Below are 15,616 nucleotides of genomic sequence, written 5' to 3'. Positions count from 1 at the left end.
ATGCTCTTCTCGCTCCTCGTCCTGGCCTTCTCGGTCGTCACGCTGATCGACATCATCACGCGCGAGGAGGGGCAGGTGAAGCACCTCCCGAAGTTCGGATGGGTGATCATCGCGATCCTCATCCCCCTGCTCGGCGGCGCCCTGTGGTGGGCGATCGGCCGCGAGTACCCCGAGCGCGTCGCGCGCCCCGCGCTCTTCACGCGGCCCGCGGCCGAGCGGCCTCAGGCCGCGCCCGTGCGCCCCGTGGACACGCGCACGACGGAGCAGCAGCTCGCCGACCTCGAGCGCGAGGCCGAGGAGGAGCGGCTGCGCGCCGAGATCCTCCGCCGCAAGCGCGAGCGCGGCGAGGCCTGAGCCTCACGCGGTTGCGACGATCTCGGCCTTGAAGCCGCCCGGCCCCTCGATCCAGCCGGCGTAGTGGTCGGGGCCGCCCGCGTGCGGGTACCGCTCCGAGTACAGGGGCGTCCACCGGTGCGCGGGCGCAGCCGCGATCACGGCGTCGACCTCCTCCTTCGTGCCGCCCTCGAAGGCGAGATGGTTGAGCCCGGGGCGACGCCGGTCGTGGAGGTGCCCCACGAGGTTGGGCGACTCGGTGAAGGTGAGGTAGGCGCCGTCGGACACGAAGGTGAAGCCGCCGTCCCACGCGGCGTCCAGCAGCCATCCGAGCCGCTCGAGCAGCCAGGTCCACTCTTCGCGCGCGTCGGCGGCGTCGGCGACCCAGATCTCGACGTGGTGCAGCCCGCTCATCGCTCCATCATGCCGTTCTCCTCGAGCCAGTCCCGCGCGATCCGCTTCGGCGCGCGGAGCAGCCACGACTCGACGACGAGCTCGCGCAGCAGGTCGACGGGCGTCTCCGGAAGGCGCAGGAGCACCGCGGGATAGCCGTCGAAGTGCGGGATCGTGAAGGCGGCCCGCGGGTTCGCGGCGAGCACCTCGCGCTTGCCCTCCTCGCCGTCGACGCGGACCCCGAGCACCGCGTCACCCGGCTCGTCGCCCTGCGCGCGCATCCACTCGAGGTCGCGCCCCCGCACCGGTCGCGACCACGCGAACATCGTGCCGCCGATGATCCGCCAGCTCGGGCCCATGTGCCATCCGCCCTCGCGCTCCTCCGTGCGGGGGAGGGCGAGGGCGATCGTCCGCACATCGTCGAACGTGGACATGACACCAGTGTGGCCCCGATCGGGCCACCGGTGTGCGATCGGACCGGGAACCCGCTGCGGACGCCTTGCCAGACTGGGACGATGGACGACGCGCTGTACGAGTTCTCCGCCGACGCCACCCGGATCGACGCGGCGTGGGTGCACGAGATGCTGAGCACCCACGCGTACTGGGCCGTCGGCCGCACGCGCGCACAGCAGGACGCGGCGAACGCGGGCTCACGCTGCTTCGGGGTCTACCGCCGGGCCCGAGGCCGCCAGGTGGCGTTCGCGCGCCTCGTCACGGACGGGGTGACCTTCGGATGGCTCGCCGATGTGATCGTCGACCCGGCCGTGCGCGGCGAGGGCATCGGGAAGGGCCTCGTCGAGGGCATCGCGGCGGAGGCCGACGCCCTGGGCCTCAGACGGACGCTGCTCTTCACGAAGGACGCGCACGCGCTCTACGCCCGCAGCGGCTGGGAGCCCGTCACACCGCCCGAGAGCTGGATGGTGCGCTGGCGGAGTGAGTGAGCGTCACGCCGTGTCGTCCCACCAGGAGAGCACGCGCAGGGCGAGGAACGTCACCCAGGGGGAGGGCAGCCCGGGGGAGACCATAGGGCGGAGGGTTCTCGCGACCGCCCGTGAGCTCGGCCCCGACGCACTCGGCCTCAGAAGCACCCGGCCTCAGAACGGCCCGAGCGCCTCCTCGGTCGTCGCGTCGAGGTCGAGCGCGTCGAGCACGACGAGCAGCTGTCGTTCCTCGAAGCGGAAGTGCGACTCCATGATCGCGGAGACGCCCTCGAGGTGACGGAGCAGCTCGTCCGGCGAGCTGCCGCCGTCGACGGCCTGCTGCAGCCCGCCGAGGAGGTGCGCGATCATCGAGTGGTCCTGCTCGAGCTTGCGGATGGTGTCGCGCAGTTCGGGGTGCGCGCTCACGACCGCGGGGAACAGCGTCCGGTCCTCGGCGACATGGTGCGCCGTGAGCGCCGCGCAGAATCCGTGGCAGAACAGCAGCAGCTCCCGCGAAGCCGCCTCGGCCATCCGCTCGTCGGACGCGAGGGCCTCGCGCGTGACCTGAAGCGCCTTGCGCAGGCGCGCGTGCACGTCGCGCAGCTCACGCGCCCACGCGGCGAACCGTCTCTCGTCGCCCTGACTCATCTGCCTGTGAGACTAGCGCCCGTCGCCGAGCCCGGTGCCGGGAGCACTAGTCTCGACCACCGCCGCTAGTCTCACCGAACGGGTGATCACCGCCGCTAGTCTCACCGGGGGCGCCACCGGGGGCGCCACCGGGGGCGCCACCGGGGGCGTCACCGGGGGCGTCACCGGGGCGCGTCACCACCGGCGGCGTCGCCGTCGAGGGGGTCGCCGCCGAGCGGGCCGACGGCGGGGATCGGGCCGCCGTCGTCGGCGCCCGTGCGGCGCGCGCGGGCGATGAGGTTGCCCAGGTGGTAGATCGCGAGCGCGGCGACCGTGCCGAGCACGATGCCGCCGAACGAGAACGCCCCCGCATCCAGGCTGAAGCCCGCGATCGCGATGACGAGGGCGACGGCCGCCGTGTACTGGTTGACGGGGCGCGAGAAGTCCACGCGGTTGTCGACCCAGATCTTGATGCCGATGATGCCGATGAGCCCGTACAGCGCGGTCGTGGCGCCGCCCAGCACTCCGGCGGGGATGGAGTTGAAGACCTCGCCGATCTTCGGCGAGAAGGCGAGCAGGATCGCGAAGCCGCCGGCGATCCAGTACACGGCCGTCGAGTACACGCGCGTCGCGGCCATGACGCCGATGTTCTCCCCGTACGTCGTCGTGCCCGAGCCGCCGAAGCCGCCCGCGAGCATGGTCGCGGCGCCGTCGGCGATGAGCGCGCGGCCGGTGTGCCGGTTGACGGACGCGTCCGTCATCGTCGCGACGCCGCGCACGTGCCCGACGTTCTCGGCGACGAGCACGAGCACGACGGGCAGGAACATGGCGATCGTCGTCCAGGTGCCGGGCGAGACGAAGTCGGGCAGGTGGAACTCGGGAAGCCCGATCCACGGCGCATCCGCGATGAGCTCGGCCGGGGTCCGGTCCCCGCGCAGGGGATTCGGGATGTCGAACGAGCCCGTGAACGCCGCGTAGACGTATCCGACGACGACGCCGAGGAAGATCGAGATGCGACCGAGGAAGCCGCGGAACATCACCGAGAAGAGGATGACCGCGACGAGCGTGATCGTCGCCGTCGCGCCGTCGGCCTGGAAGTTCGTCCACGCGGTCGGGGCGAGGTTGAACCCGATGAGCGCGACGATCGCCCCGGCGACGACGGGCGGCATGAGCGCGTCCACCCACCCGAGCCCGGCGACCTGGACGACGACGCCGACGAGGGTGAGCAGCAGGCCGACCGCGACGACGCCCGCGAGCGCCGAGCCGGTGCCGCCGGCCGCGACGGCGGCCGTGATGGGGGCGATGAACGCGAAGGACGAGCCGAGGTAGCTCGGCAGCTGGTTCTTCGTGACGACGAGGAACAGCAGCGTCCCGAGACCGCTGAAGAGCAGCGTGGTCGACACGGGGAAGCCGGTGAGCGAGGGCACGAGGAACGTCGCGCCGAACATCGCGACGACGTGCTGCACGCCCATCGCGAGCGTGGCCGGCCACGACAGCCGCTCGGTCGGCGCGACGACGGCGCCAGGGGCGACGGTGCGTCCGTCGCCATGCACGGTCCACAGGGGCATGGTTCTCCTTCGGGAAGCGGGAGCGCGCGCCGATGCGGATGGCCGGCGCGGGAGGAGCGGATGGCCGGATGCGGCCTCTGAAACGCTAGCGCCTCGCGCGCGCGGGCGGTGCGGGCGCCGCGCGTGCCCCTGTGCGATCGGGCCGTCGTCGCTATCGTGAAGCGCAGCATACGGACGGACGCATACGGAACGCAGGGAGCCCCGCGGGGCGACGACGGCTTGGGGGAGACATGACCCAGAACACCGGCGCGGCAGGTGCCGCGCGCAGGAGCGAGGCCGGCAGGGAGAGCAGGAAGAGGGTCCTCCGGGAGGTGACCCACCCCGCCCTCATCCCCGGCATCGGGGTGGAGGACACCGGGAGATCGTTCACCACGAACTGGGCGGTGTTCGGCATCGCGGGCGTGCTCGTGTTCGCGGTGGTCCTGTGGGGCTTCCTCGCGCCCGAGAGCATCAGCGAGGTCGGTGCGGCATCGCTGAGCTGGGTGACGACGAACTTCGGGTGGCTGTTCTCGCTGCTCGCGGTCGTCACGATCGTCTTCATGCTCGTCGTCGGCTACGGGCGGACGGGCGGCGTGCGCCTCGGGTCGGATGAGGAGGAGCCGGAGTTCTCGACGGTCTCCTGGATCGCGATGCTCTTCTCCGCCGGGATGGGCATCGGCCTGCTCTTCTGGGGCCCCGCGGAGCCCCTCGGCTACTTCACCGACGTGCCGTACGGCTTCGACTCGGAGCCCGGCAGCCGCGACGCCATGCACGACGCGCTCGCGCAGTCGCTCCTCCACTGGGGGCCGATGGCGTGGGCCTTCTACGCGCTCGTCGGCGGCGCCATCGCGTACGCCGCGTACCGGCGCGGGCGCCCGCCGCTCATCTCCGCGATCTTCCATCCGATCTTCGGCCAGCGCACCGAAGGATGGGCCGGCGCGATCATCGACGTCTTCGCGATCATCGTCACGCTCTTCGGAACGGGCGTCACGCTCGGGATGGGTGCGCTGCAGATCGCGAGCGGCGTCGAGTACGTCACGGGCGCCGGGCCCTTCGGCAATGCGGGCCTCATCATCATCGTGACGGTGCTGACGGCGGCGTTCGTCGCGTCGGCGGTGTCCGGCATCAAGCGCGGGATCCGGGCGCTGTCGAACATCAACATGATGCTCGCGTTCGTCATCGCGGTGATCATCTTCGTCGTCGGACCCACGCTCTTCCTGCTGAACATCATCCCGGCGAGCCTGTCGGCGTTCCTCGAGGACCTCTGGACGATGCTCATGCGCAGCGCCGCCCAGGGTGAGGCCGCCGGAGAGTTCGTCTCGACGTGGACGAACTACTACTGGGCCTGGTGGATCTCGTGGACGCCCTTCGTGGGCATGTTCATCGCGAAGATCTCGCGCGGCCGCACCCTGCGGGAGTTCGTCACGGTCGTCATCGTCGTGCCGTCGGCCGTGTGCGCCATCTGGTTCGGCATCCTCGGCGGCACGACGATGTGGCTCGAGGAGGCCGGACGCGGGATCAGCGAGGCCGGCGCGCCCGAGGCCATCCTCTTCGCGGTGCTCGACGAGATGCCGTTCGGGGTCGTCCTGTCGGTGGTCGCGATGGTGTCCATCGTGCTCTTCTTCGTCACGTCGGCCGATTCGGCCGCGATCGTCATGGGCTCGATGAGCCAGCGCGGAAAGCCCGAGCCGTCGACGTGGGTCACGCTCACCTGGGGGCTCCTCCTCGGCGCGGCGGCGCTCGCGCTGCTCCTCGCGGGCGGCGAGACCGCGCTGTCGGGCCTGCAGTCGATCATGGTCGTCTCGGCTCTGCCGTTCGCCTTCATCGTCATCGGCGTTCTGATCGCGTGGGCGAAGGAGCTGCACACCGACCCGTACATGCTCCGTCGGCGCTTCGCGAAGGCCGCGATCGCGCAGGGCGTGCGTCTCGGCATCGCCGAGCACGGTGACGACTTCGTCTTCGGCGCGACCGAGGTGGCGGCCGACGAGGGCGCGGGAGCCGGCATCGACACGGAGGACCCTGCGCTCACCGAGTGGTACGAGACGGCCACCGAGCAGCATCCGATCGTGACCGCGGAGGATGTGCGGCGCACGCTCGACCCCGGGCACATCCAGCCGCGCGGACCGGAGAATCCCCGGCACACCGCGTCGGGCGATGCGTCGCTCACGGTGGGAGAGGAACGGCGCGCGCAGCGTCGACCCCGCCCGGAGGACGAGGAGGCCTGAGCCCGGCGGTCGCCGTCAGGCGGTCATGCGCTCCAGAAGCTCGCGGTAGCGCGCGACCGTCCGCTCGACGATCTCGGCGGGGAGCGACGGCGGCTCGCCCTGCTTGTCCCAGTTCGCGGCGAGCCAGTCGCGCACGATCTGCTTGTCGAAGCTCGCCATGCGCTCGGCGGGCGTCGTCCCGGTCTGCCACGACGCGGCGTCCCAGTAGCGCGACGAGTCGCTCGTGAGCACCTCGTCGGCGAGCCGCAGAACGCCCTCGTCGTCGAGGCCGAACTCGAACTTCGTGTCGGCGAGGATGAGGCCCTTCGCCTCGGCGGCTGCGGCCGCTCGGCGGTAGATCTCGAGCGAGCGGTCGCGCAGCGCGGCCGCGCGCTCCTCGCCGACGAGGTCGACGGTCTGCGCGTACGAGATGTTCTCGTCGTGCTCGCCCATCGGCGCCTTGTACGCCGGGGTGTAGATCGGCTCGGGCAGGCGGTCGCCGTTCTGGAGTCCCTCGGGAAGAGGGATGCCGCACACCGTGCCGCTCTCGACGTACTCGGCCCAGCCCGATCCTGTCAGGTAGCCGCGCACGACGCACTCGACCGGGAGCATGTCGAGCGAGCGGACGATCATCGCGCGTCCGGCGACCTCGGCGGGGATCTCCTCGGATGCGAGGTGGTTGGGGACGCGCTCGCCGCCATCCGCTCCCGCGAGCTGGTCGAACCACCACAGGCTGAGCGTCGTGAGGAGCTCGCCCTTGCCGGGGATGCCCGGAGAGAGCACGACGTCGAACGCGCTGACGCGGTCGCTTGCGACCACGAGCATCCGCTCGGCGCTCTCGCCGTCCGGTGTGTCGGCCGGCACGTACAGGTCGCGGACCTTGCCGGAGTAGACGTGCTTCCAGCCGGGGATCTCGAGGGCGTCGCTCACGGGACCATTATCGCGGGTGCGGAGGAGGCCTCCGCACCCGCGATAATCGGCGTCACTGCACGGCGACGAACGCCGTGTCGGCGAAGAGCCCCGGGGTCACCGCGCTCTCATGTGCATCGCCGTCGAGCGCGCGGGGTTCGGCCCTGGCATGGTCTGACCCGACGAGCGCGCGGCAGATCGGCCGATCCGCGGCGGGATCACGGCGAGGACGACGCGGAATCGGCCGGGGCCGCATACCGTGGACACATGGCTTCAACCGATCCGACCGACACGCCCATCGACGGCGAGGGCGAGAGCACGCCGACCTTCTCCGACCTCGGACTCGGCGACGCCGTCCTGAAGGCGCTCAAGGACGTCGGGTACGAGACCCCGTCCGCGATCCAGGCCCAGACCATCCCGCTTCTCCTCGGCGGCCGCGACGTCCTCGGCGTCGCGCAGACGGGGACGGGGAAGACGGCCGCGTTCGCGCTGCCCATCCTCGACCAGCTCGACACGACGCAGAAGACGCCGCAGGCGCTCGTGCTCGCGCCCACGCGCGAGCTCGCGCTGCAGGTCTGCGAGGCGTTCGAGAAGTACGCCGCGCGCATGAAGGGCGTGCACGTCCTGCCGGTGTACGGCGGACAGGGCTACGGCACGCAGCTGTCGGCCCTCCGTCGCGGCGTGAACATCGTCGTCGGCACCCCGGGCCGCGTCATGGACCACCTCGACAAGGGCACGCTCGACCTGTCGGAGCTGCGGTTCCTCGTGCTCGACGAGGCCGACGAGATGCTCAAGATGGGCTTCGCGGAGGACGTCGAGACCATCCTCGCCGACACCCCCGACGACAAGCAGACCGCGCTCTTCTCGGCGACGATGCCCGCGCAGATCCGTCGGATCTCGCAGCAGCATCTGAACGACCCCGAGGAGATCACGGTCAAGAGCAAGACGACCACCTCGGCGAACATCACCCAGCGGTACCTCATGGTGTCGTACCCCCAGAAGGTCGATGCGCTCACGCGCATCCTCGAGGTCGAGAACTTCGACGGGATGATCGTCTTCGTCCGCACGAAGAGCGAGACCGAGACGCTCGCCGAGAAGCTGCGCGCCCGCGGCTACACGGCCGCGGCGATCAGCGGCGACATCGCACAGGCCCAGCGCGAGCGGACGGTCGAGCAGCTCAAGTCGGGCAAGCTCGACATCCTCGTGGCCACGGATGTCGCCGCGCGCGGCCTCGACGTCGACCGCATCACGCACGTCGTGAACTACGACATCCCCGTCGACACGGAGTCGTACGTGCACCGCATCGGCCGGACGGGCCGCGCGGGCCGCACGGGCGACGCGATCAGCTTCGTGACGCCGCGCGAGCGCCGCCTGCTCGGCGCGATCGAGAAGGCGACGCGGCAGCCGCTGACCGAGATGCAGATCCCGACCGCCGAGGACGTCAACGTCACGCGCCTCAGCCGCTTCGACGACGCGATCACGGCCGCGCTCGCCGACCAGGAGCGGATCGCGGAGTTCCGCGACATCATCGCGCACTACGTCAACCACCACGATGTCGTCGAGTCCGACGTGGCGGCCGCGCTCGCGGTCGTCGCGCAGGGCGACACGCCGCTCCTGCTGCCGCCCGACCCGCCCCGGCGCGAGCGGGCGCAGCGCGAGGATCGCGAACGCCGCTTCGACGACGACCGCGGCGGGCGCGAGGAGCGCCGCCCCCGCGGCGGCGGCCAGTACTCCCCGTACCGCATCGAGGTCGGGAAGCGCCAGCGGGTCGAGCCGCGCCAGATCGTGGGCGCCCTCGCGAATGAGGGCGGGCTGCGTCGCGACGACTTCGGTCGCATCGACATCCGCCCCGACTTCTCGATCGTCGAGCTGCCGGCCGACCTGCCCCAGGAGACGCTCGACCGCCTCGCCGACACGCGCATCAGCGGCCAGCTCATCGAGCTCAAGCCCGACCCGCGTCCGTTCCGCAGCACGGGCGGACCGCGTGGCGGCGGGCGCTTCCGCGACGACCGCGACGGTGGGCGTGGCGGCTACCGCGGGGACCGGGATGGCCGCGGCCGCGGATCGCGCGACGGCGGCTTCCGCGACCGCGACGACCGGCCCCCGCGCAAGCCGAGGCACTGACGCTCGCGCCGCGGCGGCGACGGCCGCGGCGGTGGCGCCGCGGCGGCCGTTCAGGTCGCGGTTGGCGGCCTTGATCGGCCGGTTGGGGCCGGTTACTGCGACCTGGGTTGGATGGTGGCCGTTCGGGTCGCGGTTGGCGGCCGTAATCGGCGAGTTGTGGCCGGTTACTGCGACCTGGGTTGGATGGTGGCCGTTCAGGTCGCAGTTGGCGGCCTTGATCGGCGAGTTTGGGCCGGTTACTGCGACCTGGGTGGGGCGGCGCCGTTCAGGTCGCGGTTCGCGGCCTTGATCGGCGAGTGGGGGCCGCTTTCTGCGACCTGGGTGGGGCGGTGGCTCCGCCTGACGTCCGACGCGCGTGCTTCGATGGACGCGTGAACGACGTCGACGCCCTCCGCTCCGAGTCCGCCGAGACGGCGGCGTCGTGGGTGTGCTTCATCGTCGGCGCGCTCGCGGGGTCGGCACTGCTGTGGGGCGTCGCGCGGCCGCTTGCCGGAGAGGGGTCGATCGGCTTCCCCGCGGCGGCCGTGACGGCGCTTGTCGCCGCGGGTGCGTTCGCGATGAGCACCGTGCGCTTCCGCCGTGCGGAGACCGCGAACATGCCGCCGTGGCAGACCGCCGTGTCGCGTGTCTCGGATGCCGCGGTCGCCCTCGCTGTGGCAGGCGTGAGCGCGCTGGCGGTGCTCTGCGCGGGGGAGGTGCTCGCGATCGGCCTGCACGGGCTCGAGGTGCCGCCGCTCGGCGGAGGGCTCCTCACGGGCATCGCCTCGGCGGCGAGCGGAGGCTTCGCGTATGGCCTCGGCATGCGCCTGCGCACCCGCGAGCTCGTGACCCTGCTCTTCGCGTTCCTCATCACGGGGACGCTGTTCTCGATGCTCACCGCGGCCGACCCGCGGTGGTGGGAGCGCAACTTCTCCCAGCTGGGCGCGGGCGGGCAGACGTCCTGGGCCTTCAACGGCACGCTCGTCGTCGGCGGGCTCCTGCTCGCGACGGTCGGCTCGTACGTGGGCCGCGACCTCCACCGGATCCTCGGCGACGACGCACTCGGCCGCATCGGATGGATCGTCGTGCTGTTCGCGCTCGCCGGCGCCGCGCTCGCGGGCGTCGGGCTGCTCCCGGTCCACCGCGCGCAGCTCGCCCACAACGTCGCGGCCTTCGCCCTCCTCGCCCTCCTCGGCGCGCTGGCGGTCGCGACCATCCGGATCATCCCCGGCCGCCCTCGCGCCCTCGCCGTGACGTCGGCCGGCGTGGCCGTCGGCCTCGTCGTCGCGGTCCTGCTGTGGCGGCCCCTTGCGATCTACTCCGCGACCGGTCTCGAGGCCGTCGCAGTGGGGCTCGCGTTCGTGTGGCTCACGACGCTCCTGCGCACGCTCGCTGCACTCGCTCCCGAGGGCTCGAGGCCCTCCGCACGCGCGCGTCTCGCCGTGCGCTGAGCGGCCGATCCGCGGATGTCGGCGGTCGGCCGTACGTTCTGCGCATGGAGACGAAGGATGTCGGCGATGAGGCCGAGCAGATCGTCCGGGCGCTGTCCGACGGTCTGACGACACCGCGCGAGGTCGAGTGCCTCGTGTGCTACCTGAACCGGATGATGACCGAGTTCGGATGCGACGGGACGCTGCGGTTCGCGCGGCGGTTCCGAGACGAGCGCGCGCCGCGGGCGACGGGGCTCGAGGCGCGCCTGGAGGGGATGGGCGGGTTCTGCGACTGCGAGGTTCTCTTCAACGCGTACGCGCCTGCGCGCCATCTCTGGACGCCCGAGCACTGGAGCGTCGATGACGACGGCGAGCCCGTGCTGATCGAGGAGGCGGAGCCGGAGACGATCCCCGTGTGCGCGGGCGTGACGCGAGGCTCCTCGCAGCCCTGCCGCAACTGGGAGCGCGCCCGGCGATGGTGACGCACACCCGCCGCGGGCAGCGTGCGCCTCCCGCCGTGCGCCTCCCGCCCTGCGCCTGCCGCGTCTACTGGGCGACGCGGGCCGCGATGTCGGTGCGGTGGTGGGAGCCCTCGAGACGGATCTCCGCGATGCCTCGGTAGGCGCGCTCGCGCGCCTCGCGGAAGTCGGCGCCGCGGGCGACGACGTTGAGCACGCGGCCGCCGGTCGCGATGAGTCCGCCGTCGTCGGCCTGCGCGGTCGCGGCGTGCGCGACATGCACCCCGGCGATGGCCTCGGCCTCGACGATGCCCGTGATCGGCCGACCCGTCACGGGCGACTCGGGGTAGCCCTCGCTCGCGACGACGACCGTCACGGCGACGTCGTCGGAGAACGCGGGCGCGGGCTCGTCCTCGAGGGTGCCGGTCGCCGCCGCCAGGAGCAGGCGCGAGAGCGGCGTGACGAGGCGCGGCAGGACGACCTGCGTCTCGGGGTCGCCGAAGCGCGCGTTGAACTCGATGACGCGCACGCCCGCCTCGGTCACGATGAGTCCCGCGTAGAGGAGGCCGATGAACGGGGTGCCCTCCTCGTCGAGGCGGCGGATGACCGGCAGCGCGACCTCGTCGGTCACGTGCTGGACGAAGGCGTCCTCGCCGCCGAAGCGCTCGGCGAGCCACGGGAGCGGCGAGTAGGCGCCCATGCCGCCGGTGTTGGGGCCCTCGTCGCCGTCGAGCGCGCGCTTGAAGTCCTGCGCGGGGCTCAGGGCGCGCACGGTGTCGCCGTCGCTGAGGAAGAAGAGCGAGACCTCCGGCCCGGAGAGGAACTCCTCGACGAGCACGGGCCCCGTCGGCAGGTACTCGGCGGCGTGGTCGAGAGCCGCCTGTCGGTCGGAGGTGACGATCACGCCCTTCCCGGCGGCGAGCCCGTCGGCCTTCACGACGTGGGGCGCTCCGAACGCGTCGAGCCCGGCGGCGACCTCGTCGAGCGAGCGTGCGTGCGTGGCGCGGCCCGTGGGGACCCCGGCCTCCTCCATGATCCGCTTCGCGAAGGCCTTCGAGCCCTCGAGCGCGGCGGCGGCCTTGCCCGGGCCGAAGACGGGGATGCCGTGCTCGCGCAGCACATCCGCGACGCCGGCGACGAGCGGAGCCTCGGGGCCGACGATGACGAGGTTCACTCCGTGCTCGTTCGCGAACTCGGTGACCGCCGCGCCGTCGAGCATGTCGACGTCGACGATGTCGGCGTCGCGGGCGATGCCGGCGTTGCCGGGGGCGGCGAGCAGCTCGTGGCCCGCGTCCTCCGACTTCAGGGCGAGGATGATGGCGTGCTCGCGCGCACCGGAGCCGAGAACGAGGATCTTCACGCGCAGAAGCCTACCGAGGCGCTTCCGGGCGCGGAAACGCGATGACGCTCACGGCCCCGCGCGGTACTCCGACGGTGTGAACCCGAGGACCGACGAGAACTCGCGCGTGAGGTGGGCGTGGTCGGCGAAGCCGAACTCTGCGGCGATGTCGCGCAGCGGGCGATCCGGCGCGAGCCGGACGGCCTCGGCCGCGTCCTGCAGACGGCGGCGGCGGATGATCGCGGCGGGCGGCAGGCCGAAGCTGCGGCGAGCGAGGCGGTCGAGCGAGCGGACCGAGCGGTGCATGCGCTCGGCGAGGTCGGCGACGCGCAGCAGCGTCGGATCTCCCTCGACCGTCTCGAGGAGCGCGTTCGCCGCGAGATCGTCGTCATCGAGCCGCTCGAGCACGCGGCGGAGCGCCTCGGTCAGGGCTTCGCGCGCGGTGTCCGGACGGTCGACCGCTCCCTCGACGGCGACCGGCTCCCACGCGTCGACCAGTGCGGCGAAGGGGCGGGTCGCGAGGTGACGCCCGGCCGCCGGCGTGAGCAGCGCGCCCAGCGCCCAGCCCGTGCCGCGCAGCTCGCGGACCCCGTGCGTCGTGGTCGGACCGTACAGCAGCGCGGCGCCGTCCTCCGCGACGAGATTCGCGACGGGGTAGCCGAGCACGTGCTGCGCGCGCACCTCCCCGTCGGGCAGATCCCACGAGGGCTGCCACCACTGGCGCATGACCGGCGCGAGCTCCGCCGACGCCGCGACCCGCACCATCCGCACGTCTGGGCGCGGCGTGAGATCGCCCTTCCGGAACAGGGGGTCGTCGGCCACGCGTCCGAGTATGGCGCGAATCTTCAAGCGCGGCCTCGAGCCCCCGACCTAGCGTCGGGGCATGGCAGAGAACACGATCGCCGCGAACGGCGAGCACACCGACAACGGAACCCCTCGCACCGTCACCGCGCTCACGCCCTTCCTCGCGCTGCGGGATGCGCGCAGTGCCGTGCGCTTCTACACCGAGGCGCTCGGCGCCCGGCAGCTGTACGCGGTCGAGATGCCCGGCGAGAGCGGCGAGTCCGTCGTCTCGCACGCGACGCTCGACTTCGGCGGGCGCGGGCGGCTCGAGGTGGGGGAGGCGATGGCGGCCTTCGGCACCGTCCCGCAGCCGGACGGCGACGCGGCGCACTTCTCGATCGCCCTCTACGTCCCCGACGTCGATGCCGTCGTCGCGCGCGCCGTGGCCGCGGGTGCGACGGTGCGCGAGGCGCCGCAGGACTTCGTCTCGGGCGACCGATTCGCCTCCATCCGCGACCCGTACGGCGTGCGGTGGTCGATCATGACGCGCATCGAGGACCTCTCCGACGAGGAGAGCGCCGACCGCGTGCTGACCTGGGCCGCCTCCTACGCGGAGGCGACCGTAAGCTGACGGGATGGCACGGAGGATCCCGACGGGCGACGGCCGCGACGCGATCGCGGCCGTCCGCGCCGCCGTCGCGCAGGGGAGCCGGCCGCAGCGGACCGACCTCGCCACGGCCGTCCGCTACCTCCTGCAGCTGCTCGAGGAGCGCGCGCCCGGCGGCAGCGTCGAGGTGCGCGTGCCGCCGTTCGGCGCCGTGCAGGTGATCGAGGGCCCGCGCCACACGCGCGGCACCCCGCCCAACGTCGTCGAGCTCGACCCGGTCACGTGGATCGCGGTCGCGACCGGCGAGCGCAGCTGGGAGGACGAGGCCGCAGCGGGCCGCATCTCGGCCTCCGGCACGCGCGCCGACATCTCGATGCTCCTGCCGGTCCTCTTCTGACGGTTGCCGGCTCGTCCCCCGATGGGAGACGGTTCCCAGGATGCCGGGGGAGAATACCGACCATGGCCGAGACCTCCGCAGCGCACACCGACGCCGATGTGGCGAAGGTGCGCCGCGCCCCGAAGTACAGCGTGTTCGCCGCGCTCGGGGCCGCCGTCGGCATCATCGCCGCGCTCATCCTGTCGACCGTGTTCGACGGCACGGGGGAGGCGAGCCCCTTCACGAAGGTCGTCTACTCGCCGTCGCAGGCGTTCGGCTTCATCATGCTGTGGTGCGTGCCCGCGGGCGTGCTCCTCGGGATGCTCGTCGCGCTCGTGCTCGACTGGACGATCGGCCGGCGCACGCGCGAGGTGCAGGTCGCGCACGAGCAGGTCGACGAAGCCTGAATCCGGGCACAGCGAGCGGCCGCTATCCTTGTCCGGTGGTCTTCGATCCCACCGCAGCTGCGGCTGAAACCCCCTCATCCACCTACGCCCAGGCCGGCGTCGACACGGCTGCCGGCGACCTCGCCGTCGAGCTCATGAAGTCGTCGGTGCGCGCCACGCACGGCCCCGAGGTCCTCGGCGGTGTCGGCGGGTTCGCGGGGCTCTTCGACGCGAGCGCGCTGCGCGACTTCCGTCGCCCGCTGCTCGCGACGAGCACCGACGGCGTCGGCACCAAGGTCGCAATCGCGCAGGCCATCGACAAGCACGACACGATCGGCCAGGACCTCGTCGGCATGGTCGTCGACGACATCGTCGTGGTCGGCGCCCGTCCGCTCTTCATGACCGACTACATCGCGTGCGGCAAGGTCGTGCCGCAGCGCATCGCCGACATCGTGCGCGGCATCGCCGAGGCGTGCGCGGCGACGGGGACGGCCCTCGTCGGCGGCGAGACTGCCGAGCACCCTGGCCTCCTCGGCGTCGACGACTACGACGTCGCGGGTGCCGCGACGGGCGTGGTCGAGGCCGACCGCGTGCTCGGCGCCGAGCGCGTGCGCCACGGCGACGCCGTGCTCGCGCTCTCCTCGAGCGGCCTGCACTCCAACGGCTACTCGCTCGTGCGTCACATCCTCTCCGGCGCGGGCATCGGCTACGCCGACCGCTCCGACGACCTCGGCGCGACCTGGGGCGAGGCGCTGCTCGAGCCCACGCGTCTCTACACCTCGCCGCTGCTGCGCCTCATCGAGTCCCTCGGCGACGACGTGCACGCGCTCAGCCACGTCACCGGCGGCGGCATCGCGGCCAACCTGGCCCGGGTGCTCCCGGTCGGCACGTGGGCCGAGGTCGACCGCTCGACGTGGTCGCCCTCGCCCGTCTTCCGCGTGCTGAGCGACATCGCCGGCACCTCGCTCGAGTCGAGCGAGGGCACGTGGAACCTCGGCATCGGCTTCCTCGCCGTCCTGGCCCCCGAGCGGGTGGATGCGGCCGTCTCGGCGCTCGCCGCCGACGGGATCGACGCGTGGCAGGTCGGAACGGTCAAGACCGGAGAGCGCCCCGTGGGCGCCTTCGAACAGGGCGCCAAGGGCGTCGACGGCGGTGCCGTCCGCCTGGTCGGCGCATACGCGGACGGAGCGAAGTAACCCCA

17 protein-coding genes are annotated in these 15,616 nt (G+C 72.4%); 10 read left to right on the top strand and 7 right to left on the bottom strand.

Going from position 1 to position 15,616, the window contains the following annotated elements:
* Complete coding sequence (locus GC092_RS14635; protein WP_324014924.1) at positions 1–354, top strand: PLD nuclease N-terminal domain-containing protein; 354 nt, start codon at positions 1–3, stop codon at positions 352–354.
* A 3-nt stretch (positions 355–357) separates the two neighbouring features.
* Here GC092_RS14635 and GC092_RS14630 read toward each other — a convergent pair whose 3' ends face one another.
* Both GC092_RS14630 and GC092_RS14625 read right to left on the bottom strand, forming a co-directional pair.
* Positions 358–747 carry a VOC family protein gene (locus tag GC092_RS14630; protein WP_324012886.1) on the bottom strand — a complete coding sequence of 130 codons (390 nt, stop codon included), beginning with the start codon at positions 745–747 and terminating at the stop codon, positions 358–360.
* A complete protein-coding gene (locus tag GC092_RS14625; protein ID WP_324012884.1) occupies positions 744–1,160 on the bottom strand; it encodes an MmcQ/YjbR family DNA-binding protein in 417 nt (138 codons plus the stop codon). Before GC092_RS14625 ends, GC092_RS14630 begins: the two co-directional genes overlap by 4 nt.
* A gap of 81 nt (positions 1,161–1,241) precedes the next feature.
* On the opposite strand from GC092_RS14625, the gene GC092_RS14620 reads away from it, so the two are divergent.
* Positions 1,242–1,667, top strand: a complete 426-nt coding sequence (locus GC092_RS14620) for a GNAT family N-acetyltransferase (RefSeq protein WP_324012882.1) — start codon at positions 1,242–1,244, stop codon at positions 1,665–1,667.
* Positions 1,668–1,820: 153 nt separating this feature from the next.
* On the opposite strand, the gene GC092_RS14615 is transcribed toward GC092_RS14620, so the two are convergent.
* A complete protein-coding gene (locus tag GC092_RS14615; protein WP_324012881.1) occupies positions 1,821–2,294 on the bottom strand; it encodes a hemerythrin domain-containing protein in 474 nt (157 codons plus the stop codon).
* A gap of 161 nt (positions 2,295–2,455) precedes the next feature.
* Positions 2,456–3,841 (bottom strand): uracil-xanthine permease family protein, encoded by a 1,386-nt coding sequence (locus GC092_RS14610; protein ID WP_324012879.1) that lies wholly within the window; start codon positions 3,839–3,841, stop codon positions 2,456–2,458.
* A 230-nt stretch (positions 3,842–4,071) separates the two neighbouring features.
* Between GC092_RS14610 and GC092_RS14605 the strand changes: the two genes are divergently transcribed.
* Entirely contained in the window at positions 4,072–6,045 is a 1,974-nt protein-coding gene (locus GC092_RS14605; RefSeq protein ID WP_324012877.1) for a BCCT family transporter, read from the top strand.
* A 15-nt stretch (positions 6,046–6,060) separates the two neighbouring features.
* Here GC092_RS14605 and GC092_RS14600 read toward each other — a convergent pair whose 3' ends face one another.
* The gene (locus GC092_RS14600) at positions 6,061–6,954 is read right to left on the bottom strand and encodes a phosphoribosylaminoimidazolesuccinocarboxamide synthase (RefSeq protein ID WP_324012875.1); all 894 of its coding nucleotides are present in this window, start codon (positions 6,952–6,954) and stop codon (positions 6,061–6,063) included.
* 246 nt (positions 6,955–7,200) lie between these two features.
* Between GC092_RS14600 and GC092_RS14595 the strand changes: the two genes are divergently transcribed.
* The 3 genes from GC092_RS14595 to GC092_RS14585 all read left to right on the top strand — a co-directional run bounded on the left by GC092_RS14595 (position 7,201) and on the right by GC092_RS14585 (position 10,948).
* Positions 7,201–9,057, top strand: coding sequence for a DEAD/DEAH box helicase (locus tag GC092_RS14595; RefSeq protein ID WP_324012873.1), 1,857 nt, complete (start codon positions 7,201–7,203; stop codon positions 9,055–9,057).
* Between the two features lie 371 nt (positions 9,058–9,428).
* Complete coding sequence (locus tag GC092_RS14590; protein WP_324012871.1) at positions 9,429–10,487, top strand: DUF998 domain-containing protein; 1,059 nt, start codon at positions 9,429–9,431, stop codon at positions 10,485–10,487.
* A 44-nt stretch (positions 10,488–10,531) separates the two neighbouring features.
* Positions 10,532–10,948 (top strand): DUF2695 domain-containing protein, encoded by a 417-nt coding sequence (locus GC092_RS14585; RefSeq protein ID WP_324012869.1) that lies wholly within the window; start codon positions 10,532–10,534, stop codon positions 10,946–10,948.
* Between the two features lie 64 nt (positions 10,949–11,012).
* On the opposite strand, the gene purD is transcribed toward GC092_RS14585, so the two are convergent.
* Both purD and GC092_RS14575 read right to left on the bottom strand, forming a co-directional pair.
* Positions 11,013–12,284, bottom strand: coding sequence for a phosphoribosylamine--glycine ligase (purD, locus tag GC092_RS14580; RefSeq protein WP_324012868.1), 1,272 nt, complete (start codon positions 12,282–12,284; stop codon positions 11,013–11,015).
* A gap of 48 nt (positions 12,285–12,332) precedes the next feature.
* The gene (locus GC092_RS14575; protein ID WP_271173469.1) at positions 12,333–13,085 is read right to left on the bottom strand and encodes a helix-turn-helix domain-containing protein; all 753 of its coding nucleotides are present in this window, start codon (positions 13,083–13,085) and stop codon (positions 12,333–12,335) included.
* A 61-nt stretch (positions 13,086–13,146) separates the two neighbouring features.
* Here GC092_RS14575 and GC092_RS14570 point away from each other — a divergent pair, with 61 nt between their 5' ends.
* The 4 genes from GC092_RS14570 (at position 13,147) to purM (ending at position 15,611) form a co-directional block, all read left to right on the top strand.
* Entirely contained in the window at positions 13,147–13,677 is a 531-nt protein-coding gene (locus tag GC092_RS14570) for a VOC family protein (protein ID WP_271173470.1), read from the top strand.
* A gap of 4 nt (positions 13,678–13,681) precedes the next feature.
* The gene (locus GC092_RS14565) at positions 13,682–14,050 is read left to right on the top strand and encodes a sterol carrier family protein (RefSeq protein WP_271173471.1); all 369 of its coding nucleotides are present in this window, start codon (positions 13,682–13,684) and stop codon (positions 14,048–14,050) included.
* A 62-nt stretch (positions 14,051–14,112) separates the two neighbouring features.
* The gene (locus tag GC092_RS14560; RefSeq protein ID WP_324012864.1) at positions 14,113–14,436 is read left to right on the top strand and encodes a potassium transporter Trk; all 324 of its coding nucleotides are present in this window, start codon (positions 14,113–14,115) and stop codon (positions 14,434–14,436) included.
* A gap of 35 nt (positions 14,437–14,471) precedes the next feature.
* Positions 14,472–15,611: a phosphoribosylformylglycinamidine cyclo-ligase gene (gene purM / locus GC092_RS14555; protein ID WP_324012862.1), complete on the top strand. Its 1,140-nt coding sequence runs from the start codon at positions 14,472–14,474 to the stop codon at positions 15,609–15,611.
* Positions 15,612–15,616 lie beyond the last annotated feature (5 nt).

This window comes from Microbacterium sp. JZ37 (genome assembly GCF_035188445.1).
Taxonomy (GTDB): Bacteria; Actinomycetota; Actinomycetes; order Actinomycetales; family Microbacteriaceae; genus Microbacterium; species Microbacterium barkeri.
This window is presented reverse-complemented; position numbering and strand designations above follow the sequence as displayed.

What these genes read in the sequence shown, in the direction of transcription:
- GC092_RS14625 (WP_324012884.1), bottom strand. Translation starts at nt 1,160, where the DNA reads ATGTCCACGTTCGACGATGTGCGGACGATCGCCCTCGCCCTCCCCCGC.
- GC092_RS14615 (WP_324012881.1), bottom strand. Translation starts at nt 2,294, where the DNA reads ATGAGTCAGGGCGACGAGAGACGGTTCGCCGCGTGGGCGCGTGAGCTG.
- GC092_RS14620 (WP_324012882.1), top strand. Translation starts at nt 1,242, where the DNA reads ATGGACGACGCGCTGTACGAGTTCTCCGCCGACGCCACCCGGATCGAC.
- GC092_RS14610 (WP_324012879.1), bottom strand. Translation starts at nt 3,841, where the DNA reads ATGCCCCTGTGGACCGTGCATGGCGACGGACGCACCGTCGCCCCTGGC.
- GC092_RS14585 (WP_324012869.1), top strand. Translation starts at nt 10,532, where the DNA reads ATGGAGACGAAGGATGTCGGCGATGAGGCCGAGCAGATCGTCCGGGCG.
- GC092_RS14565 (WP_271173471.1), top strand. Translation starts at nt 13,682, where the DNA reads ATGGCACGGAGGATCCCGACGGGCGACGGCCGCGACGCGATCGCGGCC.
- GC092_RS14630 (WP_324012886.1), bottom strand. Translation starts at nt 747, where the DNA reads ATGAGCGGGCTGCACCACGTCGAGATCTGGGTCGCCGACGCCGCCGAC.
- GC092_RS14570 (WP_271173470.1), top strand. Translation starts at nt 13,147, where the DNA reads ATGGCAGAGAACACGATCGCCGCGAACGGCGAGCACACCGACAACGGA.
- GC092_RS14595 (WP_324012873.1), top strand. Translation starts at nt 7,201, where the DNA reads ATGGCTTCAACCGATCCGACCGACACGCCCATCGACGGCGAGGGCGAG.
- GC092_RS14635 (WP_324014924.1), top strand. Translation starts at nt 1, where the DNA reads ATGCTCTTCTCGCTCCTCGTCCTGGCCTTCTCGGTCGTCACGCTGATC.
- GC092_RS14605 (WP_324012877.1), top strand. Translation starts at nt 4,072, where the DNA reads ATGACCCAGAACACCGGCGCGGCAGGTGCCGCGCGCAGGAGCGAGGCC.
- GC092_RS14560 (WP_324012864.1), top strand. Translation starts at nt 14,113, where the DNA reads ATGGCCGAGACCTCCGCAGCGCACACCGACGCCGATGTGGCGAAGGTG.